This is a genomic window from Sphaerisporangium sp. NPDC049002, assembly GCF_040649355.1.
GTDB lineage: Bacteria > Actinomycetota > Actinomycetes > Streptosporangiales > Streptosporangiaceae > Sphaerisporangium.
In genome coordinates this window covers 1-21,159 of record NZ_JBEZFH010000128.1, presented here as the reverse complement: position 1 = coordinate 21,159, position 21,159 = coordinate 1, and the positions used below count along the sequence as shown (strand labels likewise).

Annotated in this window: 21 protein-coding genes; 6 read left to right on the top strand and 15 right to left on the bottom strand. The window is 69.9% G+C overall.

The window, feature by feature from the left end; genetic code table 11:
• From AB0B89_RS23570 to AB0B89_RS23550, 5 genes are all read right to left on the bottom strand, one after another.
• A partial coding sequence (locus AB0B89_RS23570; protein ID WP_358556612.1) for a hypothetical protein occupies positions 1-281 on the bottom strand: 281 nt, incomplete at its 3' end.
• Between the two features lie 21 nt (positions 282-302).
• Complete coding sequence (locus AB0B89_RS23565; protein WP_358556609.1) at positions 303-1,304, bottom strand: Gfo/Idh/MocA family oxidoreductase; 1,002 nt, start codon at positions 1,302-1,304, stop codon at positions 303-305.
• The gene (locus AB0B89_RS23560; RefSeq protein WP_358556606.1) at positions 1,301-2,254 is read right to left on the bottom strand and encodes an NAD(P)-dependent oxidoreductase; all 954 of its coding nucleotides are present in this window, start codon (positions 2,252-2,254) and stop codon (positions 1,301-1,303) included. Before AB0B89_RS23560 ends, AB0B89_RS23565 begins: the two co-directional genes overlap by 4 nt.
• An 8-nt stretch (positions 2,255-2,262) precedes the next feature.
• Positions 2,263-3,102, bottom strand: a complete 840-nt coding sequence (locus AB0B89_RS23555; RefSeq protein WP_358556604.1) for a DUF6807 family protein — start codon at positions 3,100-3,102, stop codon at positions 2,263-2,265.
• Positions 3,092-4,198 (bottom strand): Gfo/Idh/MocA family oxidoreductase, encoded by a 1,107-nt coding sequence (locus AB0B89_RS23550; protein WP_358556601.1) that lies wholly within the window; start codon positions 4,196-4,198, stop codon positions 3,092-3,094. The genes AB0B89_RS23555 and AB0B89_RS23550 overlap by 11 nt, the downstream gene beginning before the upstream one ends.
• Before the next feature lie 79 nt (positions 4,199-4,277).
• On the opposite strand from AB0B89_RS23550, the gene AB0B89_RS23545 reads away from it, so the two are divergent.
• Complete coding sequence (locus AB0B89_RS23545; RefSeq protein WP_358556598.1) at positions 4,278-5,423, top strand: DNA-binding transcriptional regulator; 1,146 nt, start codon at positions 4,278-4,280, stop codon at positions 5,421-5,423.
• Here the strand turns inward: AB0B89_RS23545 and AB0B89_RS23540 are convergent.
• From AB0B89_RS23540 to AB0B89_RS23525, 4 genes are all read right to left on the bottom strand, one after another.
• Positions 5,420-6,259: a carbohydrate ABC transporter permease gene (locus tag AB0B89_RS23540; protein WP_358556595.1), complete on the bottom strand. Its 840-nt coding sequence runs from the start codon at positions 6,257-6,259 to the stop codon at positions 5,420-5,422. The genes AB0B89_RS23545 and AB0B89_RS23540 overlap by 4 nt on opposite strands.
• Positions 6,256-7,155: a sugar ABC transporter permease gene (locus AB0B89_RS23535; RefSeq protein WP_358556615.1), complete on the bottom strand. Its 900-nt coding sequence runs from the start codon at positions 7,153-7,155 to the stop codon at positions 6,256-6,258. The genes AB0B89_RS23540 and AB0B89_RS23535 overlap by 4 nt, the downstream gene beginning before the upstream one ends.
• Positions 7,156-7,160: 5 nt before the next feature.
• Positions 7,161-7,325, bottom strand: coding sequence for a hypothetical protein (locus AB0B89_RS23530; protein WP_358556593.1), 165 nt, complete (start codon positions 7,323-7,325; stop codon positions 7,161-7,163).
• A 304-nt stretch (positions 7,326-7,629) separates the two neighbouring features.
• Positions 7,630-8,904 carry a M14 family metallopeptidase gene (locus AB0B89_RS23525; protein WP_358556590.1) on the bottom strand — a complete coding sequence of 425 codons (1,275 nt, stop codon included), beginning with the start codon at positions 8,902-8,904 and terminating at the stop codon, positions 7,630-7,632.
• A gap of 256 nt (positions 8,905-9,160) precedes the next feature.
• On the opposite strand from AB0B89_RS23525, the gene mihF reads away from it, so the two are divergent.
• Positions 9,161-9,469: an integration host factor, actinobacterial type gene (gene mihF, locus AB0B89_RS23520; RefSeq protein ID WP_358556588.1), complete on the top strand. Its 309-nt coding sequence runs from the start codon at positions 9,161-9,163 to the stop codon at positions 9,467-9,469.
• A gap of 144 nt (positions 9,470-9,613) precedes the next feature.
• Positions 9,614-9,949, top strand: coding sequence for a hypothetical protein (locus AB0B89_RS23515; protein ID WP_358556585.1), 336 nt, complete (start codon positions 9,614-9,616; stop codon positions 9,947-9,949).
• Here the strand turns inward: AB0B89_RS23515 and AB0B89_RS23510 are convergent.
• The 4 genes from AB0B89_RS23510 to AB0B89_RS23495 all read right to left on the bottom strand — a co-directional run bounded on the left by AB0B89_RS23510 (position 9,946) and on the right by AB0B89_RS23495 (position 14,434).
• Complete coding sequence (locus AB0B89_RS23510; RefSeq protein WP_358556582.1) at positions 9,946-10,410, bottom strand: cupin domain-containing protein; 465 nt, start codon at positions 10,408-10,410, stop codon at positions 9,946-9,948. The genes AB0B89_RS23515 and AB0B89_RS23510 overlap by 4 nt on opposite strands.
• Positions 10,411-10,620: 210 nt before the next feature.
• Entirely contained in the window at positions 10,621-11,451 is an 831-nt protein-coding gene (locus tag AB0B89_RS23505; RefSeq protein ID WP_358556580.1) for a hypothetical protein, read from the bottom strand.
• A gap of 162 nt (positions 11,452-11,613) precedes the next feature.
• Positions 11,614-12,459, bottom strand: a complete 846-nt coding sequence (locus tag AB0B89_RS23500) for a hypothetical protein (RefSeq protein WP_358556577.1) — start codon at positions 12,457-12,459, stop codon at positions 11,614-11,616.
• Positions 12,460-12,592: 133 nt separating this feature from the next.
• Positions 12,593-14,434: an AMP-dependent synthetase/ligase gene (locus AB0B89_RS23495; RefSeq protein ID WP_358556574.1), complete on the bottom strand. Its 1,842-nt coding sequence runs from the start codon at positions 14,432-14,434 to the stop codon at positions 12,593-12,595.
• A gap of 261 nt (positions 14,435-14,695) precedes the next feature.
• Between AB0B89_RS23495 and AB0B89_RS23490 the strand changes: the two genes are divergently transcribed.
• Complete coding sequence (locus tag AB0B89_RS23490; protein ID WP_358556571.1) at positions 14,696-16,180, top strand: oligopeptide:H+ symporter; 1,485 nt, start codon at positions 14,696-14,698, stop codon at positions 16,178-16,180.
• Positions 16,181-16,184: 4 nt separating this feature from the next.
• On the opposite strand, the gene AB0B89_RS23485 is transcribed toward AB0B89_RS23490, so the two are convergent.
• Positions 16,185-17,636: a PLP-dependent aminotransferase family protein gene (locus tag AB0B89_RS23485; protein WP_358556568.1), complete on the bottom strand. Its 1,452-nt coding sequence runs from the start codon at positions 17,634-17,636 to the stop codon at positions 16,185-16,187.
• A 62-nt stretch (positions 17,637-17,698) separates the two neighbouring features.
• On the opposite strand from AB0B89_RS23485, the gene AB0B89_RS23480 reads away from it, so the two are divergent.
• Complete coding sequence (locus AB0B89_RS23480) at positions 17,699-18,304, top strand: hypothetical protein (protein ID WP_358556565.1); 606 nt, start codon at positions 17,699-17,701, stop codon at positions 18,302-18,304.
• A 57-nt stretch (positions 18,305-18,361) separates the two neighbouring features.
• Positions 18,362-20,170: a glycoside hydrolase family 15 protein gene (locus tag AB0B89_RS23475; protein WP_358556562.1), complete on the top strand. Its 1,809-nt coding sequence runs from the start codon at positions 18,362-18,364 to the stop codon at positions 20,168-20,170.
• Positions 20,171-20,196: 26 nt separating this feature from the next.
• Here AB0B89_RS23475 and AB0B89_RS23470 read toward each other — a convergent pair whose 3' ends face one another.
• Entirely contained in the window at positions 20,197-21,039 is an 843-nt protein-coding gene (locus AB0B89_RS23470; RefSeq protein ID WP_358556559.1) for a hypothetical protein, read from the bottom strand.
• Between the last annotated feature and the right edge of the window lie 120 nt (positions 21,040-21,159).

The following is a 21,159-nucleotide window of genomic DNA, read 5'->3' as shown; positions in this document are numbered from 1 at the left end:
GTTCTCGATGGAGATGACCGCATCGCGCACTGCCTTGGGCACTTTTTCGAGCGGGCCTTCGGATACATCTTCTTGTACGGCTCGATATACCATTTCTCGAATTCCTTGACCGATTTCTCGTCGTTGGAATCGAGGTCGTACCACATCGTGACCTTGCCGCCGATCTCCGCGGCGGCGGTGGGCACGGTCGTGTTGTTCTTGACCGCGGGGGGCTCTGCGGCGCAGCCGCCGAGCAGGGTGAGCGCGGCCACCAACGCGAGCGTACGGCGACGTGTGACCATATCTGGCTCCTTTTTTGCCGGTCAGAAGGGGGGCACCGCGACGGGCACTCCGCCGCGTTGGGCCGAGGCGTGGGCGGCGATGCCGACTGCCGTCCAGTTCGCGGCCCGGGTGTGGTCGATCACGGGCGGGCGGCCCTCGACGACGGCGGACACGAATTCGTGCACGAGATGCGGATGCGAACCGTCGTGGCCGCCGCTCGTGTACGCGCGGATCTCCTCGGGCAGCAGGTCAGGCCGGTCCGGCGGGCTCACCGGTTCGGTCGTGACCTGGCGGCCCCTGACCTCGGTCGGAGGCTGGAGTGTGTGGAGGACCATGTCGCGGTCCCATTCGAAACCGAGCCGGTCGCCATAGACGGAGAAGGTCTCGGCGTAGGGGCGGGCGACCTGGTAGAGCGAGCGGGTCAGCTCGACGACCGTGTCCCTGCCCGCCACCCGTACCAGCGCAGACTCGACGGCGAACTCGTTGCCGTAGTCGCCCCGGTTCTCCGGCCGGAGCCGGCCGCCCCCGAGGGCGGCGACCTCCGCGGCGGGGGCGTCGAGCAGGTGCAAGATGGGCGCGATCGCGTGGGTGGCGTAGTACATGGGCGGCAGGCCGCGCCAGTAGCCGGGCCAGCCGGTCATGTCCTGGGTGTGCACACCCCGGGCGTAGTTGATCTCCCCGAAGGCGAGGCCCGCGGCGTACAGACAGGCCCGCGTGTAGACCGCGGTCTCCATCATCATGTACGTCGTCCCGGCCAGCTCCCGGGCGTTCAGCACCCGCTCGATGTCGATGAGCGACAGGGCCATCGGCACCGTGCTCGCCACGTGCTTGCCCGCTTCCAGGGCGGCCACGATGTGGTCGGCCCGGTCGGTCAGCCCGGTGACGATGTGCACCGCGTCGACCGTGGGGTCGGCCAGCACGTCGTCGAGGCACGAACCCTCGATCGGATCGGCCACCACCACGGACGACACCAGAGGATGGTCACGGTAGATCGGGACGAACCGCCGTCCGAACCCCAGTCCCGCCACCGCGACCTTGATCATCTCCCTGACTCCGGGAACAGCGCGGCCAGCGCCTCGGCGAGACGGATGTTGGACTCGCGGGTGCGCCCCGCGTTGTGCGGGGTGTGCACGACGTTGCGCCGTCCGAGCAGCGGGTCGTCCAGCGGCACCGGTTCGACGTCGAACACGTCGGCGGCCAGGCTGAGCTCGTCGGCGAGCACCCGCCGGCGCAGTTCCGGCATGTCGACGACGGCCGCCCGGGTCACCAGCACGACCAGGCAGCCCTTGGGCAGGGCCCGGATGTGCTCGGCGGTGACCAGCCCTTCGGTGCTCGGCAGCAGCGGCACCATCGGGGCGAAGATCTCCGCGTCGGCGAGCAGGTTCTCCAGGTGGTGGACCCGGCGCGCGCCCGACCGGTGGAAGGACGGCTCGGCGGCGAACGGGTCCCAGGCGGCGACGTCCGCCCCCAGCATGTGGGTGAAGGAGGCGTAGCGGCTGGCGATGTTGCCGGCGCCGACGATCCGCACCCGCGTGCCCTCCACGGTGCCCGCGGTGAAGTCGGGGTCGTCGGCGTACTGGCCGTAGGGATGGTTCCACGGGCCGAGGCTCTGGATGATCTCGTGGTGCGTCTGCGGGATACGCCGCAGCGCGCCGATCGTCAGGCCGAGGGCGAACTCGGAGACCGATTGGCCCCAGTAGCCCTCCGACGGCAGTTTGAGCTGCCGGATCCCCCGCGACTTCAGCAGTTCGCACGTCTCGGCCGGTGCCTGGTAGCCGGAGCTGGCGTACATCTCGGCCAGCGCCGGGAACCGGTCGAGGTCCTCCCCCGTGGGCAGCACGCCCAGGGAGATCAGCCGCTCGGCGTCCCCGGGGAGGTCCTCCAGGGTGGCCTGGCGGGTCAGGGTGGCTCCGGGCAGCATGTTGAGCAGGTGGTCGGCCGTGAAGGGCCAGTGCCACTCGAATTCCGGGGTGGCGACGATCGCCGTCTTCATCGTGGTCCTCACTTGGTGAACGACGTCCAGATCTCGTCGATGGTCTCGGTGCCGACGGGTTCGGCGAACACCGCGACACGGTGCCGGAAGGCCCGGATCTCGCCTTGGCCGAGCGTCCACGGCCCGGCGACGCAGGCGCTGGGCGCGATGCCGAATTCGTTGTCGACCCGCCAGGGCACGGGGTGTTCGAGGTTGCCGGGGTGGTCCATCACCGCGACCTGCGCCTCGCCGGTGTGGCCGGGCACCTCCATGCGCACCGCCACCCAGCGGGCCCGCCGCCCTTCCGCGGCCGCGTCCCGCCGGCCCTCGCTGTTGACCGCGTGACCGCCGGTCTCCTTGCGGTACGGCATGCGCAGGAACAGACCGCCATACGGGTACTGGCCGAACGTCAGCGGGACCTCCGCCTGGAAGGTGAGCACGACGTCCAGGTCGTAGCGGTCGCCGTGGTCGGTGAGCAGCCAGTCCTGGGTCTCCAGCATGAGCAGGGTGCCGTCGGGGTGGCGGTAGTCGGTGCCGACCGACCACCACGCCCTGTTGTCCCGCGCCTTCGGGACGCCCTGGAGGCTGGGGTGGAAGGTGCCGTCGGTGGCGGCGCTGGCGGGGCGCAGGCCCTCCAGCCAGAAGCCGATGCCGTTGACGTCGTTGAGGCCGACGTAGAGGCCGTGCTGCCACGGGTGGTGGCCGGGCGCGTCCTCGGTGACCGCCGCGGTGCCGCCGGGCACCACGATCGGGTGGATGAACGGGCGCTTGCCGGGCATGGCGTTCTGCACCACGATCGGGGTCGGGGAGCCCGTGTGGAAGACGCCGACCCGGCCGGCTTCCGCGAGGGCGGTCAGTTCAGTCGTCATCGCCGTACACCGGGATGTCGAGTTCGACGCCCCGCAGGGCCGACTGGTGGGCGCGGATTCCGGCGCTGGTCCAGTTGGCGGAGGCGTACACGTCGGGGAAGGGGCGGCGGTTCTCGATGACGGCCATCAGGAACTCGTGCGCCAGGTGGGGGTGGGAGCCGCCGTGGCCGCCGCCCTGGGTGAAGGACAGGTGCTGGTTGTCGCCGGCGTCGTAGACGCCCTTGGTGGTGAAGCGGCGGATCTCCTCGGGGAGCAGGCGGGCGAAGTCGGGGACCTCGCTCCGCTCGCCGTCCTCACCGATGAAGACCACGGGGTGCTCCCGTTCGAGCTGCTGCCACTCGTAGCTCCTCAGGGAGCCGTACACGTCGAAGCTCTCCACGTATTCGCGGGCGACGTCGTACAGGGACCTCGTGACCTCCATCGCCAGGTCGGAGTCGCGCAGCGAGAACACCGCGCTCTCCACGGCGAAGTGCAGGCCGGACTCGGGATCGCGACCGCCGACCCGTCCCGAACCCACGCAGCGCACCGAGGCGGCCCGCGCCCCGGCCAGCGCCAGCAGCGGCGCCACCGCGTGGGTGGCGTAGTGCATCGGCGCCATGCTCTGCCAGTAGTCCGGCCAGCCCGCCATCTCCTGCATGTGGGCGCCGCGCAGGAACTGGATGCGGCCCAGCGCGCCGCTGTCCAGCAGCTCCTTCGCGTACAGGAACTCCCGCGTGTAGACGGCGGTCTCCATCATCATGTACGCCTTGCCCGACGCCTCCTGGGCGGCGACCACCCGGGCGCAGTCCTCCAGAGAGACCGCCATCGGCACCGTGCACGCCACGTGTTTGCCCGCGTCCAGCGCCGCCACCGACTGGTCGGCGTGGGCGCCGATCGGGGTGTTGATGTGCACCGCGTCGATGTCCGGGTCTTCCAGCATGGCGTCGTAGTCGGTGTACCGGCCCTCGATGCCGAACCGGTCGGCGATCCGGTTGAGGGAGTCCTCTGACCGCTGGCACACGGCGACCAGCTCGGCGTTCGGATGCGCCAGGTAGATCGGGATGAACTCGGCGCCGAACCCGAGGCCCGCGATGGCGACCCGTACCTTGTCTGTCATGGCGTCAAAGGTACGAACGACGCTGAACTGCGACCATGCAATTTCCCGCAGCCTTCCTTCGATTTAGTACATTGCGAAAATGCCGGAGACCAGGCACGTCGCACTGCTCGTCGAGACCTCCAACGCGTACGCCAGAGGCCTGCTGGTGGGCATCAAGCAGTACCTGGTCACCCACCCCGGATGGTCGATCTACCTGGGCGAGCACAGCCGCCAGGAGACCGACCTGTCGTGGCTCGGCGGCTGGCAGGGCGACGGGGTGATCGCCCGCATCGAGAACGCCGAGACCGCCCGCCAGGTGCGCCGCCTCGGGGTGCCCGCCGTCGACCTGAGCGCCGCCTATCTGGCGCCCGAGTTGCCCTGCGTGGAGACCGACGACGACGTGATCGCCCGGCTGGCCGTCGAGCACTTCGCCGTACGGGGGCTCAGGAACGTCGCCTACTGCGGCGACGCCCGGTTCGGCTGGTCGGTGAAACGCGGCACCGGGTTCTTCGCGCACGCCGCCCGGCACGACCTGGCCGCGCACGGGTTCCAGATGGAGCACACGCGCCACCTGGCCGCCGAACGGGAGGCGATGGCCGGCTGGCTGCTCGGGCTGCCCAAGCCGGTGGGCGTGCTGGCCTGCTACGACATCGCCGGGCAGGAGATCCTGGAAGCCTGCAAGATCGCCGGCCTGGCGGTGCCGGACACCGTCGCGGTGCTGGGCGTCGACAACGACGAGCTGATCTGCAACCTGACCACGCCGCCGCTGTCGAGCATCCAGCCCGACACCACCCACACCGGTTTCCTGGCCGCCTCGCTGCTCGACCAGATGATGTCCGGCCAGGCCCTCGCGCCGAAGCTGCACCTGATCGAGCCGCTCCGGGTGGTCACCCGGCAGTCGAGCGACATCCTGGCCGTCGACGACCCGATCGTGGCCTGCGCGCTCCAGCTCATCCGGGACCGCGTCGACGACGGCCTGCCGGTGGAGGCCGTGCAGCGCCACGTGGGACTCTCGCGGCGCTCGCTCGACTACCGGTTCACGCAGGTGCTGGGCCGTACCGTTCACGAGGAGATCACCCGGGTCCGCATGGAGCGCCTCGCCGACCTGCTGATCCAGACCGACTGGTCGTTGCCGCAGCTCGCCGGGCGGATGAACTTCAGCCACTCCGAGTACATGGGAGTGGCTTTCAAGAAGTTCACCGGCAAGTCGCCGGGCGAGTACCGCCGGGCGCACCGCTCGCCCTAACCCTTCACTCCACCGCTGGCCAGGCCCGCGATGAACTTGCGCTGCATGAACAGGAACAGCACCACGGCGGGCAGTGTCATGATGACCGCCGCCGCGTTGACCAGCCCGAAGAGCTGGGTGTGCCCCTGGCTGTACTGGAGCAGCGCGGTGGCCATCGGCAGCTTCTCCGGCGTGGTCACGAAGATGACCGCGAAGAGCAGTTCCGAGTACGCCCCGAGGCCCGCCACCAGCCCCACGGTCAGCAGCCCCGGTCTGGCCAGGGGCAGGATGACGCGCCAGGCGATCTGCCACTCGTTGGCGCCGTCGATCCTGGCCGCCTCGTCGAGCTCCCTCGGGATGCCGACCAGGAACGTGCGCAACAGCAGCACCGAGAACGGCGTGTTCAGCGCCACGTAGATGATGATCAGGCCGAACAGGCTGTCGATCAGGGCCAGGTTCGACCAGAGGAAGAACAGGGGCACGATGAACATCTGCACCGGCAGGGAGATCACCACGAACAGGTAGTTCTCCACGCCCCGCTTGAACGGCAGGTCGAGCCGTGCCATCGAGTAGGCCGCCGCGCCCGCGCACACGCAGGTGCCGATCACGGTGCCGCCCACCAGGATGACGCTGTTCCACATGCCCCGGCCGATGCTGCCCCGCGTCCAGGCCTCGGTGTAGTTGCCGAACTCCAGGCCCGAGGGCAGGCCCAGCGGGTTCTCGCCGAGTTCCAGGTTCGACTTGAACGAGTTGAACACCAGGATCAGCAGGGGCAGCCCGGCGAACAGCGCCAGAAGGATCAGCACGAAGTAGGAGAGGGGGGTCCGCCGGACCCCGCCCGACGTCCTGGAGATCACCGCGAGTCCTCGTTTCTGCGGATGAAGTGGAAGATCACCAGGAAGACGCCGCCGAGCAGCGAGATCGCCAGCGCCATGAACGAGGCGTAGCCGGGTTCGAGCGCGGTGAACGCGGTCCGGTTGACCAGCAAAGACACCAGGTCACTGGATCCGGCCGGGCCGCCGCCGGTGAGCGCGAAGGAGTAGTCGAAGGCCAGCAGCGAACCGAGCGAGATGATCATGATGGCGAACATCAGCGTCGCCCGGATGCCGGGCAGCGTGACGTGCCAGAACTCGCGGAACGGGCCGGCCCCGTCGATCCGGGCCGCCTCGAACAACGAAGGGTCGACACCCTGCATGGCGGCCAGGAACAGCACCACCAGGAAGCCCCAGAAGTGCCAGTTGTCGACGAACGCGACGCTGTAGAGCGACATGTTCGAGTCGCCGAAGAAGTAGACGTCGTTGAGCCAGGTGATGCCCACCTTGTCGAGCTGCGCGGCGATGCCGGTGGCCGGGTCGAGCAGGCTCTTCCAGATCTGCGCGTTCACGACGCTGGCGATCACGTACGGGATGAAGAAGACCACCCGGAACAGGGAGGCGCCGCGGCGGACCCGCGACAACATGAACGCCCCGACCAGGCCCATGACCATCGGGACGGTCAGGAACAGCACCAGCCAGATGAAGTTGTGGCCGAGGGCGTTCCAGAAGGTCGGGTCCTCGACCAGCCGCCGGGCGTTCTCCAGGCCGGTGAAGTTGGGGGCGGAGAAGCCGTTCCAGTCGGTCCAGGCGTAGTAGAGGCTGCTCACCGCCGGACCGGCGATGACCAGCAGGTTGATCGCCAGCGCCGGGAAGACGAAGGCGATGGCCACCAGACGCCGCTTGCGCAGCCGGCGGCGGCCCTCGTCCGAGAGGATCATCGTGGTCACCCTCGACCACCCGCACCGGTCTCGGACACCGGCTTGGCCGTGATGCCGGCCCTGAGCTCCTCGTCGGCGCCCGCGCTGAACGCCTCGGGGCAGGCGGTGGGCCCCACGGCGCCCCCGAGGGCTGTGGCCGGCCGCGTTTTCCGGGGGGACCGATGGATCATCGCCGGCTCCCTTCTCCTCGTGGCATTTCTGCCATGTTGCACCCTTATGTACCTTTGCTCCCGTTAAGTACGAGAAAGGCACACAAACGGTTACGGTGCCGTATCAGCAGCGTGTCCGTTGTTGGAGCAACGTACGAAGCCCGGACTCGCAGGACCATGCAGTATCCCGCTGGCCTCCTTCGATTTCTTACACACGCGTCCCGGTGGAGCGCCGGATCCGTACCGCCGATACCGGCTTTTGGCCGGTACCGGCGGCCTCAGGGTGACCGGGATGGTCTTCAGAGGGTCTTGCGGGCGCGCGCGCTCAGCAGTACTGCGCGGCCTTGCCGATGATGCGGTAGACGCAGTCGGAGTACTCCAGGAACCGGAGCACCGCCTCCTTGTTGCGCGTGGTCTGGGTCACGATCTGCTCGTCCGGCGGGTAGAAGCCCGGCGAGGAGCCCCTCGGGTACATCTCGAAGGTATAGCTGAAGATCTTGTAGGTGCCCCACAGCCAGTCGTCGATGGAGCCGTCGGTGATGTAGAGGTCGCTGGCCTGCTGCGCGGTGTAGCCGTTGGTGCCGGCCATGTTCTGGCCGAGGGTGGCGAACGCGTCGTGGTCGTCCTGGGTCAGGCCGGTCGCGGTGTCGCTGTAGGTGTAGCCGTACGGCCACAGGATCAGCTCGGAGTAGGTGTGGAAGTCGATGTTGGACTTGATCTGCTGCTTGCCGCCGACGACCCGGCCGCGCACGAAGTCGGCCACCGCCTTCACCTCGGGCGCCGACTCCGCGGACGCGCCCCGGTAGGTCTCGCTGGAGGTGGAGCCGGAGGATCCGCCGCAGCAGCCCCACTTGTACGCCCAGTTGCGGTTGAGGTCGGTGCCCACGTAGGAGGAGCCGGAGTTGGGCTGCCGGTTCTTGCGCCAGGAGCGGTAGGAGCCGGAGGCGATGTCGTACTCGCCGCCGTCGGGGTTGAGGTCGGGAAGGATCCAGATCTCCCGCGAGTTCACCAGGTTGGTGATCCTGCTGTCGGATCCGTAGCCGCCGGTGAACAGGTTGAGCAGGTAGATCGCCATCTCGACGGTCAGGTGCTCACGGGCGTGCTGGTGGGCGGTGAACAGCACCTCGGGCTCGCTCTCGTCGGTCGCGACGTTGTCACTGATCTTGACGGCGATCAGGTCGCGGCCTCCGTAGGAGGTGCCGTAGCTGTACTTCTTGGCGATGGACGGATAGCCGGCGACCACCTGGTTCACCAGCGTGGTCAACTCCGCGTAGTTGTGGTACCCGGAGTCGGCCGATGGGAAGTCCTGCGGCTTGGGCAGGGTCGGGGATAACGGGCGCGGGATGCGCGTGACCGCGTAGCCGAGCCGCTTGATCTCGGCGATCTCGGTCTCCGACGCGGTGACCACGACGGACGTGCCGGTGACCTCGTCGATCGCGGCGCCGGTCGCCGCGATCGTGGTCCGCTGCTGGGGCGTGCTCGGGCCCTCGACGCGATACTGGTTGCTCGGGAGCGGCTCCGAGGAGGCCCCCGCACCGGTGATCCCGCTCGCGCACAACAGCGCCAGGACCGCCAGCCCGATGAGCAGACGACGTCTCACCTGATTCCTCCCTCAGGCGCGCGCTCTGGGGTTTGTCACGCGCCTGCACTGAGAGTCAGGTCATCCGTCCGAACTTAGAAGGCCCAAATTTCAGGACTTGTACGGATTGCGCCCCGCAGGGACAGATCCACTCAGATCGTGGCATCGACCCGCAGAACCATGATTAACGCCCGTAGTGGGGGTAACACACTTGCCGACCGCAGTAACGGCCGGTCACACGGCCCTACACGACATCGACCCCCCAAGGAGAACCCCCATGGCCCTCCCCGTTCTCACCCCCGAACAGCGCCAGGCGGCCCTGGTCAAGGCGACCGAGGCCCGGCAGGCCCGCGCCGCGCTTCTGGCCCAGCTGAAGACCGGCGACCTGACCCTGGCCGAGCTCCTCAAGCGCGAGGACGACACCGCGAAGAAGATCAAGGTCTCCCAGGCTCTCCGCGCCCTCTCGGGCATCGGCCCGACCAAGGCCGCCGCGCTGATGGAGCGCGCCGGCGTCGACGACAAGCGGCGCATCGGCGGCCTCGGCGTCCAGCAGCGTCGCAAGCTTGTCGACGCCGTCTCGTCCTGAGCGTGCCCTTCCTGATCCGGCCGGCGGCAGGGACGGACGTCCGATCGTCCCTACGCCAGCCGATCATCGGAGGACCGGAGGCATTTTCCCAAGAGCCCCGAGCGCATAGTCTCCCAATAACGACATCGCTGCGGGAGGCGACCTTTGAGCAAGCTCACGGAAGACGAGCGCAGGGATCTGGTTGACATCCTGTCCAGCCCCGAGCTCAACGATCCACGAGTCCACGCCGACCGCGAGGTGGGTCAGCAGCTCGCCGACTTCTTCCGCAAGGACATGCCCGACGTGGACGAGGTGGTCATCGGCCGCGTCTTCCTGCGGACCGCGGTCACGATGACCCAGCTCGGGGACACCGGGATGCCCCTTGAGCAGATCGCGAACATCTTCACGCTGAGCGCGCTCGACCTGACGGCCCTGGAGCTCGCGCGGGGCATCGAGGCCCTGCCGGAGCGGCGGGACGACCCGGCCGCGCCGGAGGCCTAGGCCCCCGCGTCCCCCGCGGGCGGGCGGAGGTCGGGAAGGTTCACCACGATCGCCTCCTGGGTGCTGCGCGCGATCACGACGACGGCCTCGTTGTCCGGGTCGGGGTTCTCCTCGCGGTGGGGCACGAACGGCGGCACGAAGACGTAGTCGCCCGGCCGGGCCTCGATGCGCACCTCGCGCGGCTCGTCGCCGTCGAGGTCGAGGAAGACGAACGACGGCGTCCCGCTGACCACGTAGATGGCGGTCTCGGAGTCGCCGTGGTGGTGGTTGGCCGAGACGGTGGCGGGGGCGACGTGGGTCTGCCCCATCCACAGCCTGCTCGACCCCACGGTGGTGTCGCTGATGGCGGCACGGCGGGACATACCGGCGGTCTGGGCCGTCTCGGCGCTGAGATCGCCGGGCCCCACGTGGTGAAGGCGCCGGTGGAACGGATCCCCTGATGCGGCGTGGCCTTCGGACATGGCGCTCTCCCCCTCCCGGATCCCCTTCGGACGCCCCCGTCGGCGCGCCCATTTCGAAGGATAGGACGGCCGGCCGGCCGCTCGCGTCCCGGGGTTCGGCGGGGACGGGCCCACAGCGGTCCACAGCGGCCCCACAACGGCCCTGAACGGCCGGAACGCCCGGCTCCTGGGAGTTCCAGGGGCCGGGCGTCCGGTCGATCAGAGCAAGGACTAGCGGACGACCTTCACGTAGTCGGTCGCCGACGACCCGTACAGGCCGCGCGAGCCCTCGAACACGACCTTCCACGTGCCGGACCAGTAGGCCGGGATCTTCGTGTAGAAGCTTCCGTCCGGGTTGGTCTCGATCGTGTCGACGTACTCCCACTTGCCACCGTGTGCCGGGTGGAAGTACACCTTGATGTTCTGCCAGCCGAGCTGACGCCAGCTGTGCCAGCGGTAGTCGTCGTGGCAACGGTTGCCGCCCACAACGTAGGCGTCGCCGTCCCACCACCAGTCGCCGTAGCACCGGGCCGTCTCAAGCTTGCCCGAGAGCGACAGCTTGCGACCCTTCTTGACGGGCTCGGGGCTCGCGTCGAACCCCGTGATCCGCGTCGCGCGCGGACCACGGTACTGGTCCTGCGCGACCTTCACGTAGAAGGAGGACTTGGCCCTCGCGACCTTGCCGTCCTTGCCGGTGGCCTCGACGTAGACGACCCACTTCCCGTCCGGATCGTGCCGGTCGAGAACGATCGTCCTGGCCCAGGTCTTCGACTCGCCACTAGACGCCTTCGCGGCCCCCGGGCAGGGGTTGCAGTCGGGCTGCCCACCCCGTCCCGTCGGCTCGAAGTCGAACTTCACGTCCTCGGCGCCCACGGTCTCGACCGTGGCCGTCACCGCGACGTGATCGTTTCCACGGATGACCACCGGGTCCGGGGTCACCCTGATGGACTCGATGCTCACCGCGGTGGACTCCGGCGCTGCATCCGCCAGCGCCGGCGCCGCCACACTGAACGCCGAAGCGCCCATGGCGGCCGCTACCAGGGCGGTAGCGATGCGTTTCATCATGCGGAACTTCCTCTCCCCGTAGAGAAAGGCATCCCAATTGGGGGTGTGCCTACGTCATAGACGCTTTAAGGCATCAAAAAGTTGCCAGGAAACTCCCAGAAAATGATCACAAATTGGACACTTTACTATCTCACATGCCCAGATATATGACCGTTTGTCCTAATTATGAGCCACATGTCTCGCCAAGGCCGAAATATGGGCGTAATGGCGTGTTCCTGGATAGAAGACGCGCCACGTGCCATGTGCCCGCTTTACTCGCCTGGTGAAGTGGCCGTCCCCATTGGTCCTGGCCTTGGCCACGGTCTTCCACGGTCCTTTGCCGTGCGTTCTGAGCTGCAACGTCACGCGCTGCCTCGGGAAGGACCAGTAGTCGAACCTGCCGGTCGGGTCGACGCGCATGAGCGTCCCGCTCAGCCGTACGGCCCGCGCCCGCTTCCTCACGCGGCCCACCTGGATCCCGCTGAGCGTCGTCGCCTTCTTGAACAGGAACGACGCGGACGCGGTGACGCGCGCGCCCCGCGCGTTCCTGGCGGTCGCGATCGCCCGCCACCGGCCCGAGGGGTACCACCGGGTGAGGCCGACGGGAGGGTTGAACCTCCACATCTCCCACCCCTGGCCGCCCTGCCCGGCGACGGGCACCGGGCCCTCGGCGTCGCGGGGGGCCAGGGGGCTGGGGCCGCCGGGAGCCCAGGGCGTGCCGCCCCCGAGGCGGGACGGGGTGGAGGGATGGGAGCGGCCCCGCCGCCCGCCGGGCTCCACCCGCAGGGTCACCCCATTCGGACCGGCCACGCCCCTGGCCACCACCTCGACCACCAGCCTCACCGCGCCCTTGGGCCCGGCCACCGGGGTACGCGGATGGACCCGCACCGACCGGATGGCGGGCCGGTCCCCTGCGGGCGGGGGCGGCTCCGGCGTCCGTCCGGCGAGGCAGGGGGGCGCCTCCGCCAGGACCGTGAGCGCGGCCAGCCCCACCGCCGACGACGTGAGCAAACGTCTCATGGTCATGGCCTGGAGGCTAGGGACCGAGGGGTAACGCCCTGGGGGCCGACACACTCCTCCCCCGGCAAAACGGCGGGCGCGCGGGCCGCAGGTACCGGCGGAACGCCGGGCGAAGGGGGGCGCGCGCCGCCGCCCGGGGTCAGCCCTCGTACATCTCCTCGATCACCTCGGCGTACTTGGCGTGGATGACGCGGCGCTTGAGCTTGAGGCTCGGCGTGAGCTCCTCGGTCTCGGCGGTCCACTCGCCGGGCAGCAGCCGCCACTTCTTGACCTGCTGGACGCGCGCGAGCTTCCCGTTGGCGACCGCGACGGCCGCCTCGACCTCCTTGACCACGTCGGGGTGCTCGGCGAGCAGGGCCAGCGAGGTGAACTCGATGCCGCGTCCCTGAGCCCACGCGGGGGCCACCTCGCCGTCGAGGGTGAGGATCGCCACGACGTACGGCCTGCGGTCGCCGTACACCAGCGCCTGGCCGACGAGCGGGTGCTCCTTGAGGAAGCTCTCGGTGTTGGCGGGGGAGATGTTCTCGCCCCCGGCGGTGATGATGAGCTCCTTCTTGCGGTCGACGATGCGCACGAAGCCGTCGTCGTCGATGGAGCCGACGTCGCCGGTGTGCAGCCAGCCGTCCTCGTCGATGAGATCGGCGCTGGCCTCGGGGCGGTTGAGGTAGCCCTTGGTGTTCACGGGGCTCCGCGTGAGGATCTCGCCGTCGTCGGCGATGCGCACCTCGACGCCGAGGCCGGGGCGGCCGACCGTGCCGAGTTTGAACACCTCGGGGCTGTTGGCCGTGAACGCGCCGCTGGTCTCGGTCATCCCGTACACGTCGATCACCTTCAGGCCGAACCCGGCGAAGAAGCGCTGGACCTCGGGCGGCATCGGGGCGGCGGCGGTGGCGAGCCAGCGCGCGTCGTCGAGTCCGATCATGGACCGGATGATCGACAGCAGCGCCGCGTCGGCGCGCTCGTACGCCGCGGCGACCTCCGGGCTCGGGACCTGGCCGTACTGCGAGCCTTCGACGTAGGCGAGCCCGGCGGCCATGCAGGCGCGGACGTTCTCCTGCTGCTCCTCGGGCTGGGTGCTGAGCAGCGCCTGCAGGCGGGCCATCATCTTCTCGTAGACCCTCGGCACGCCGAAGAACAGCATCGGCTTGACCTGGCCGAGCACGGTGCCGAGCTGGGCCAGGTCGGTGCAGAAGTGGACGTGCGAGACCTTGAACAGCGGCACGTAGAGGCTGAGCACGCGCTCGGCGATGTGGGCGTAGGTGAGGTAGGAGATCTGCGGGCCGTGGCTCGGAAGCCGCGTCACGCGGTCGGTGGCGACGACCTCGAAGATGATGTTGGAGTGGGTCAGCGGCACGCCCTTGGGGTTGCCCGTGGTCCCCGAGGTGTAGAGCACGCTGAGCACGTCGCCGGCGGTGACGGCGGCGGCCCGCGCCTCCGCCGCGCCGGGGTCGGCGGCGAGCGCGCTCTCTCCGAACGCCAGGAAGTCGTCCCAGCTCATGAACAGCTCGCCGTCGGGGGCGTCCTCAAGGAGGATGACCTTGCGCAGGCCGGGCAGGTCGCCGAGGATCGGCTCCCAGCGCGCGAGGTCGGCCGCGCCTCCGAGCACCACGATGCGGGCGTCGACGTCCTTGGCGACGAAGGCGACCTGGTCGGGGGCGAAGGTCGCGTACACCGAGCAGGCCACGCCTCCGGCGTGGACCGCGCCGAGGTCGGCCAGCACGTGCTCGCTGCGGTTCACCATCATGAGCGCGACGGCCTCGCCGCGAGCGAGGCCGAGGGCCGAGAAGCCGGCGGCGATCGCGAGCACCCGCCGCCGGGCCTCGCCGTAGGTCAGGGTCGTCCAGCCGTCCTCGGCGGGGTCGGAGTAGGCGGGCGCGTCGGGGAAGCGCTCCGCCGTGAGCTTGAGCTGTTCGCAGATGGTGTGGCCGGCGATCTCCTGCTCGATCTCGGAACGTTCCGCAAGGACCCGGGGGTCGGCCATCTCACGCCTCCAGAAGTGCCCACTTGCACGAGTGGCATGCATCGCACCACACGCGCTTCGCCGGAGACAAGCCCCGGGAAGTGAGAAGAACGACCATGCTTGCCCGCTCCGGCCTATGGGCATTCACTCCATCACGAAGAGTGATCAGCGAGCCAGAAATATCCCTACAAATTGGGATATTCAGGACGTTTATCAATAAACAGGTCAGTCGACGCTTTGGCGGTCAGCGCGCCGGCTGCCGCGGGACGGGGGCGTACCGGCATGGCCGGAGAGGTCGGGGAGCGCGCGCGGGACAAGACGGTCTTCGGGCACCCGCGCGGCATCATCACGCTCTTCCTCACCGAGATGTGGGAGCGGTTCAGCTTCTACGGGCTGCGCGCCATCCTGTACTTCTTCCTCATCGCCACCGCGGCCGGGGGCGGCCTCGGGCTGCCCAAGCCCACCGCGACCGCCGTCGTCGGGGTCTACAGCGCGCTCGTCTACCTGCTGGCGCTGCCGGGCGGCTGGATCGCCGACCGCCTCCTCGGGGCGCGCAGGGCCGTGCTCGTCGGCGGCTCGATCATCATGCTCGGCCACATCTGCATGGCCGTCCCGATCAGGGGGGCCGCGCTGATCTGGCTCGGGCTCGCCCTGATCGTGCTCGGCACCGGGCTGCTCAAGCCGAACATCTCCACGATGGTCGGCGCGCTCTACCCCGAGGGCGAGAACGCCCGGCGCGACGCGGGCTTCTCCATCTTCTACCTGGGCATCAACCTCGGCGCCTTCATCGCCCCGTACGTGGTCAGCAACCTCGCCAAGGACGACCGCTGGCATCTGGGCTTCGGCGCCGCGGCGGTCGGCATGGCGATCGGCCTGACCCAGTACGTCCTCGGCGGCCGGCACCTGCGGGGCGTCGGGGAGACGCCCGGGCACCGCCTGACCCCCGGGGAACGCCGGCACTTCGCACTCATCACCGTGATCGGCCTGACCGTCGCGGTGGTGGCGATCGCCCTGTGGGCGGCGACCGACACGCTCACGGTCGACCGTTTCACCGTCGCGCTGACCATTCTCACGATCATGGTCCCGGTGGCCTACTTCGCCTACATCCTGCTCGGCAGCCACAACCTGACGGCCGACGAGCGGTTGAAGATGAAGGCCTACATCTGGCTGTTCGTCGCTGCCGCGATCTTCTGGATGATCTACGACCTGGCCCCGACCGTGCTGAACGAGTTCGCGGCGTCCAAGACCGACCTGCGGATCTTCGGCCATCGCATCACTGCCGCCACCACGCAGTCGTTCAACCCGCTGCTCATCATGATCTTCGTGCCGATCTTCGCCGTCCTGTGGGTGAGGCTCGGCGACCGGGTGGGGGCCGCCCAGAAGTTCGCCTTCGGGCTGTTCATGATCGGCGTGAGCTTCGTGGTGATGGCGCTGGTGGCCCACCTGGCGGAGTTCGGCAGGGTCTCGGTCTGGTGGCTGTTCCTGGTGTACCTCGTGCAGGTGTTCGGCGAGCTGTCCCTCAGCCCGGTCGGCCTGTCGGTCACCGTGGAACTGGCCCCGCACGCCTTCAGGAGCCAGATGCTCGGCGTGTGGTACCTGTCGTTCGCCGTCGGGGACGCCATCGGGGGCCAGACGGCGCGGCTGCTGAAGTACGTGTCCTCGCCGGTGTACTTCCTCACGCTCGCCGCCATCGCGCTCGCGGCGGCCGTCGTCCTGCTCGGGTTCTCCCACAGGCTCCGCGTCCTGATGGGCGAGGAGCGGGGCTGAGCCCTCACAGCGTCGGCGTCAGCGGGACTCCAGGACGCGCGGCGACCGGGGAGCCCGGCGACGAGGCGAGGGCCCTGGCGGCGGCCAGGCGGCGCGCCGCCTCGGCGAGCGCGTGCGGCGGCATGGTGAACGGCAGGCGCATGTAGCGCTCCAGCGTGCCCTCCGCGCCGAACCACGGGCCGGGCGCCAGCCGTACGCCGTGGGCCGCCGCGGCGTCGGCGAGCGGTGTGGCGATCGGGGAGTCCAGCCGCACCCACAGCGAGCCGCCACCCTTCGGCACGGTGAACCCCCACTCGGGAAGCTCCTCGCGGAGCACCTCGACCAGCGCCGACCGTGACGCCCCGAGCGTGCGGCTGCGCTCGGCCCTGGTCTCCTCGATGCGCTCGAACAGGTGGGCCACCACGAGTTGCTCGAAGAGCGGCGAGGCGATGTCCACGGCGGCGCGGAGCACGGCCAGGCGGCGGATCAGCGCGGCCGTGGCCCGGATCCAGCCGATGCGCAGGCCGCCCCACCACAGCTTGGAGGCCGACCCGATGCTGATCACCCGGCCGTCGGTGTCGAAGGCCGCCAGCGGAGAGGTCGCGGGCACCTCGTCGATGGCCAGCTCGGCCCAGCTCTCGTCCACCACCAGCGTCGTGTCGTACCGTCGCGCGGCGCCCACCAGCGCGGCCCGGTCGGCGTCGCCCATCAGGTGCCCCGTGGGGTTCTGGAAGTCGGGGATGACGTAGGCGAGCCGCGCCGCCGACTGGCGCATCGCGCAGGTCACCAGGTCGAGGTGCCAGCCGTCGTCCGCTATGCCCACCGGGACGAGCCGCGCGCCGCGCATCCGGGCCGCGTCCAGCGCGTGCGGATACGTCGGGGACTCGACCAGCACCGGGTCGCCCTGCCCGGCCAGCAGCGTCATGACCAGGTGGACGGCGTGCTGCGCTCCCACGGTGACGAGGATCTGGTCGGGACGGGTGGCGAGGCCCCGGGCGCCGTAACGGGCGGCGATGGCCTCGCGCAGCGGGCGCACGCCCACCGGCTCGTAGCCCGTGCCGAGGCCGAAACGAGGGTAGGCCTCGGTCGCGGCGGCCACGGCGTCCGGCAGCAGGCCGGTGGCGGGCGGGGCCGCGCAGTGCAGCGGGAGCAGGCCGTCGTCGTCGGGGGCGATCCACGGGTTCTCCGTGCCCAGCAGCGCGCTCGGCTCGGGCAGCGCCGTCCAGCTCCCCGCGCCCTGGCGGCTGTCGAGGAACCCCTGCTCGCGCAGCCGGTCGTAGGCGGTGGTGACGGTGGTGCGGCTGACGCCGAGCGCCTCGGCCAGATGGCGTTCGGCGGGCATGCGCAGCCGCGTGGGCAGGCGCCCGTCGAGGATCAGCGTGCGCACCGCCTGTGCCAGCGCCCGGTAGTACGGCCGGGCGTCCCGGGGGACCTCGACGAGCCTGGCGAGCTGCGGCCCGCTGAGGTAACGCTCCATCAAGCCACTTTCTCCGATTGGCCCTTTATATGCAACCAATGGCATCGGATTATTGGCGCATCATGAGCGAAATCTCCCTCCCCCACCTGGGATCGATCCCCAACCGCCTGCTCCGCCTGTACGCCGGGCTGGCGCTCTACGGCGCCGGGATCGGCCTGCAGGTCGAGTCCGGGCTCGGCAACGACCCGTGGGACGTGTTCCACCAGGGTCTGGCCGTCCGCACCGGCTGGTCGATCGGGACCTGGATCATCCTGGTCGGCGCCGTCGTGATGGTCTTCTGGATCCCGCTGAGGCAGCGTCCCGGGATCGGCACGGTGAGCAACATCGTCTTCCTCGGGCTCTTCGCCGACCTGACGATCCGGCTGGCCCCCACGCCGGACGCCCTGGCGGTGCGCTGGGTCTACCTGCTGGCCGCCGTGGTGTTCGTGGCAGCCGCCACCGGGCTCTACATCGGCGCGGGCATGGGGCCGGGCCCCCGGGACGGCCTGATGACCGGCCTCGTCCGCCTCGGGCTGTCGATCCGCACGGCACGCACCCTGATCGAGCTGACCGTGCTCGCCGCCGGCTGGCTGCTCGGCGGCACCGTCGGCGTCGGCACCGTCGTGTTCGCCCTCGCGATCGGGCCCCTCACGCAGTTCTTCATGCCGCTCATGCGCCCCCGGCGATGACCCCCGCCGAGGGCGACCCGCGCGCCCCGGCGGCCGAACCGTACTAGCGTGACGGGCATGCGGATCGAGGACTACGCCATCATCGGCGACATGCAGTCGGCCGCCCTCGTCGGGCGCGACGGCTCGATCGACTGGCTCTGCCTGCCCCGTTTCGACTCCCCCGCCTGCTTCGCGGGAATGCTCGGCGACGATCGCAACGGTCACTGGTGGCTCGGTCCCGCAGGGCCCGAACGCCGGCTCAGCACCCGGCGCCGCTACCGCGAGAACACGCTGATCCTTGAGACCGAGTGGGACACCGAGGGCGGCACGGTGCGGGTCACCGACTTCATGCCTCCCCGGCACGCCAACCCCGACCTGGTCCGCGTCGTCGAGTGCCTCGCGGGCAGCGTCGAGATGGCCACGCAGATCCGCATCCGCTTCGACTACGGCCGCATCGTGCCCTGGGTGCGCCGCAACGACGGGCTGCTGCAGGCGGTCGGCGGGCCCGACTCCGCCTGGCTGCACTCCCCCGTCCCGCTCCAGGGCGGTGACTACGCCCACCGGGCGACGTTCAGGATGTCGGCCGGCGACCGGCTGCCCTTCGTGTTCACCTGGCACCCCTCCCACTCGCCCAAGCCCGAGCAGATCGACCCGATCAAGGAGCTCGAAGAGACCGGCAAGATGTGGGCCGAGTGGGTCGCCCAGTGCGAGCCACGGGCCGAGAAGCAGTGGCGTGACGCGGTAGTCCGCTCGCTCATCACGCTGAAGGCGCTGACCTACGCTCCCACCGGCGGCATCGTGGCGGCGGCCACGACCTCCCTGCCCGAGGACCTCGGCGGGGTCCGCAACTGGGACTACCGCTACTGCTGGCTGCGCGACGCCACGATGACGCTCGACGCGCTCATCGGCGCCGGGTACGTCGAGGAGGCGCGCGACTGGCGCGAGTGGCTGCTGCGCGCCATCGCCGGCCGCCCCCAGGACCTCCAGATCATGTACGGCGTGGCGGGCGAGCGCCGCCTGCCCGAGATGGAGCTCTCCTGGCTCGACGGCTACGAGGACTCCCGCCCGGTGCGCATCGGCAACGCCGCCGTCAACCAGCTCCAGCTCGACGTCTACGGCGAGGTGATGAACTGCCTCTACCTGTCGCGCGCGTCGGGGCTCACCTCGATCTCCCGCACCTGGGCGATCCAGCGCTCGCTGATGGACTTCCTCGAATCCCACTGGGACGAGCCCGACGAGGGGCTGTGGGAGGTGCGGGGGCCGCGCAGGCACTTCGTCCACTCCAAGGTGATGGCCTGGGTCGCCGCCGACCGTTCCATCCGGCAGATCGAGCGGTTCGGTCAGAACGGCCCGCTGGAGCGCTGGCGCGCGCTGCGCGACCGCATCCACGCCGAGGTCATGGAGAAGGGCTTCGACCCGATCAGGAACACCTTCACCCAGTCGTACGGCTCGCGCGAGCTGGACGCGTCGCTGCTGCTGATACCGCAGACCGGGTTCCTGCCCGCCGCCGATCCCCGCGTCGTCGGCACCATCGACGCCATCGAGCGCGAGCTGATGTCCGACGACTTCGTGCTGCGCTACCCGATCGCCCAGGCCAACTCCGTCGACGGCCTCGCGGGCGGGGAGGGGGCGTTCCTGGCGTGCAGCTTCTGGCTGGCCGAGGCACGGGCCATGATCGGCAGGCGGCCCGAGGCGGTCGAGCTGTTCGAGAAGCTGCTGTCGCTGCGCAACGACGTGGGCCTGCTCGCCGAGGAGTACGACCCGCGCTATGGCCGCCTGGTCGGCAACTTCCCGCAGGCCTTCAGCCACGTCCCGCTGATCCACACCGCCCACACGCTGTCGCGGTCCAGCTGCACCCCCCGCTACGCCGAGCTCCTCGGCGACTAGCCGGCCGTCAGCTTCCCTGGGCGAGGTTAGCTTCCCTGGGCGAGGTCGGAGAGCAGGCGGGCGAACTCGGGGGGCGGGGCGACGACGAGGCGGCGCTGGCCGTCCTGGATGACCAGATCGGCCTGGATGCGGGTCAGCCGCCCGTGGTTCCACCAGTAGACGTGGGGGCTGAGGCCGTCGTCGCGCGAGCCGTACTCCCGGCGGGCGATCATCCACAGCCGTTCGATGGCGCGCATCACCGACAGCCCGTCTATGGGATGGACGACCATCTCCCCGGGATGGGGGAAGGCGACCATGAGGCCGTCGGGCGAGACCAGCAGGTAGTCCTGGATCCTGCGCAGGTGCACGGCGGCGCTCACCGTCGACCCCGTCATGATCCAGGCCGGGGTCCCGTCGAGGTCGGCGCGCTCGGCCGACAGCTTCTCGTCCGCCAGCACGTTCTCCGCCGCCAGGTCCAGGGCCTCGGCCGGGGTGACCGGCCAGCAGAAGGCCTCCTCGGGGCGCACCGGACGGCCGGACACCGTGAGGATCTCGACCAGGTCGGAGCCGACGTGGCGGCCGATCAGCCGGGACGGGTCGTCCTCCAGGCCGTCGGCGAGCACGACGCGCGTGCGCAGCAGCGGGCGGATCTCGGCGAGGTCGCATACGTCGGGCAGGTCGCCGGCACGGGCGACCGTACGGGCCAGGTGGCCGGACACCAGCGTGGGCCAGTCCTCGCGGGAGCGGCGCCCCGCCTCGCGGCGCAGCCCGGTCAGCCGCACCGTGATGTCGCGGGGCCCGGACAGGAGCAGGGCCGACCCGTCGGCCTCGAACTCGTAGGCGTAGCCGAGGCTGTCGGCCACGAGCGCCAGAAGCGAGTCGAGGTCCACGTCTTCGATCGGGCGCCGTCGCGCGCCGGCCCGCCGGTTCCGGTACCGCCTGAACAAGCCCACACGCAGGCGCCCTACTGACCGCTGTCTTCCCCCGGACCAGCGCTACAGTGCCGTAGC

What these genes read in the sequence shown, in the direction of transcription:
- AB0B89_RS23565 (WP_358556609.1), bottom strand. Translation starts at nt 1,304, where the DNA reads ATGATCAAGGTCGCGGTGGCGGGACTGGGGTTCGGACGGCGGTTCGTC.
- AB0B89_RS23560 (WP_358556606.1), bottom strand. Translation starts at nt 2,254, where the DNA reads ATGAAGACGGCGATCGTCGCCACCCCGGAATTCGAGTGGCACTGGCCC.
- AB0B89_RS23555 (WP_358556604.1), bottom strand. Translation starts at nt 3,102, where the DNA reads ATGACGACTGAACTGACCGCCCTCGCGGAAGCCGGCCGGGTCGGCGTC.
- AB0B89_RS23550 (WP_358556601.1), bottom strand. Translation starts at nt 4,198, where the DNA reads ATGACAGACAAGGTACGGGTCGCCATCGCGGGCCTCGGGTTCGGCGCC.
- AB0B89_RS23545 (WP_358556598.1), top strand. Translation starts at nt 4,278, where the DNA reads ATGCCGGAGACCAGGCACGTCGCACTGCTCGTCGAGACCTCCAACGCG.
- AB0B89_RS23535 (WP_358556615.1), bottom strand. Translation starts at nt 7,155, where the DNA reads ATGATCCTCTCGGACGAGGGCCGCCGCCGGCTGCGCAAGCGGCGTCTG.
- AB0B89_RS23530 (WP_358556593.1), bottom strand. Translation starts at nt 7,325, where the DNA reads ATGATCCATCGGTCCCCCCGGAAAACGCGGCCGGCCACAGCCCTCGGG.
- mihF (WP_358556588.1), top strand. Translation starts at nt 9,161, where the DNA reads ATGGCCCTCCCCGTTCTCACCCCCGAACAGCGCCAGGCGGCCCTGGTC.
- AB0B89_RS23510 (WP_358556582.1), bottom strand. Translation starts at nt 10,410, where the DNA reads ATGTCCGAAGGCCACGCCGCATCAGGGGATCCGTTCCACCGGCGCCTT.
- AB0B89_RS23505 (WP_358556580.1), bottom strand. Translation starts at nt 11,451, where the DNA reads ATGAAACGCATCGCTACCGCCCTGGTAGCGGCCGCCATGGGCGCTTCG.
- AB0B89_RS23500 (WP_358556577.1), bottom strand. Translation starts at nt 12,459, where the DNA reads ATGACCATGAGACGTTTGCTCACGTCGTCGGCGGTGGGGCTGGCCGCG.
- AB0B89_RS23495 (WP_358556574.1), bottom strand. Translation starts at nt 14,434, where the DNA reads ATGGCCGACCCCCGGGTCCTTGCGGAACGTTCCGAGATCGAGCAGGAG.
- AB0B89_RS23490 (WP_358556571.1), top strand. Translation starts at nt 14,696, where the DNA reads ATGGCCGGAGAGGTCGGGGAGCGCGCGCGGGACAAGACGGTCTTCGGG.
- AB0B89_RS23485 (WP_358556568.1), bottom strand. Translation starts at nt 17,636, where the DNA reads ATGGAGCGTTACCTCAGCGGGCCGCAGCTCGCCAGGCTCGTCGAGGTC.
- AB0B89_RS23480 (WP_358556565.1), top strand. Translation starts at nt 17,699, where the DNA reads ATGAGCGAAATCTCCCTCCCCCACCTGGGATCGATCCCCAACCGCCTG.
- AB0B89_RS23475 (WP_358556562.1), top strand. Translation starts at nt 18,362, where the DNA reads ATGCGGATCGAGGACTACGCCATCATCGGCGACATGCAGTCGGCCGCC.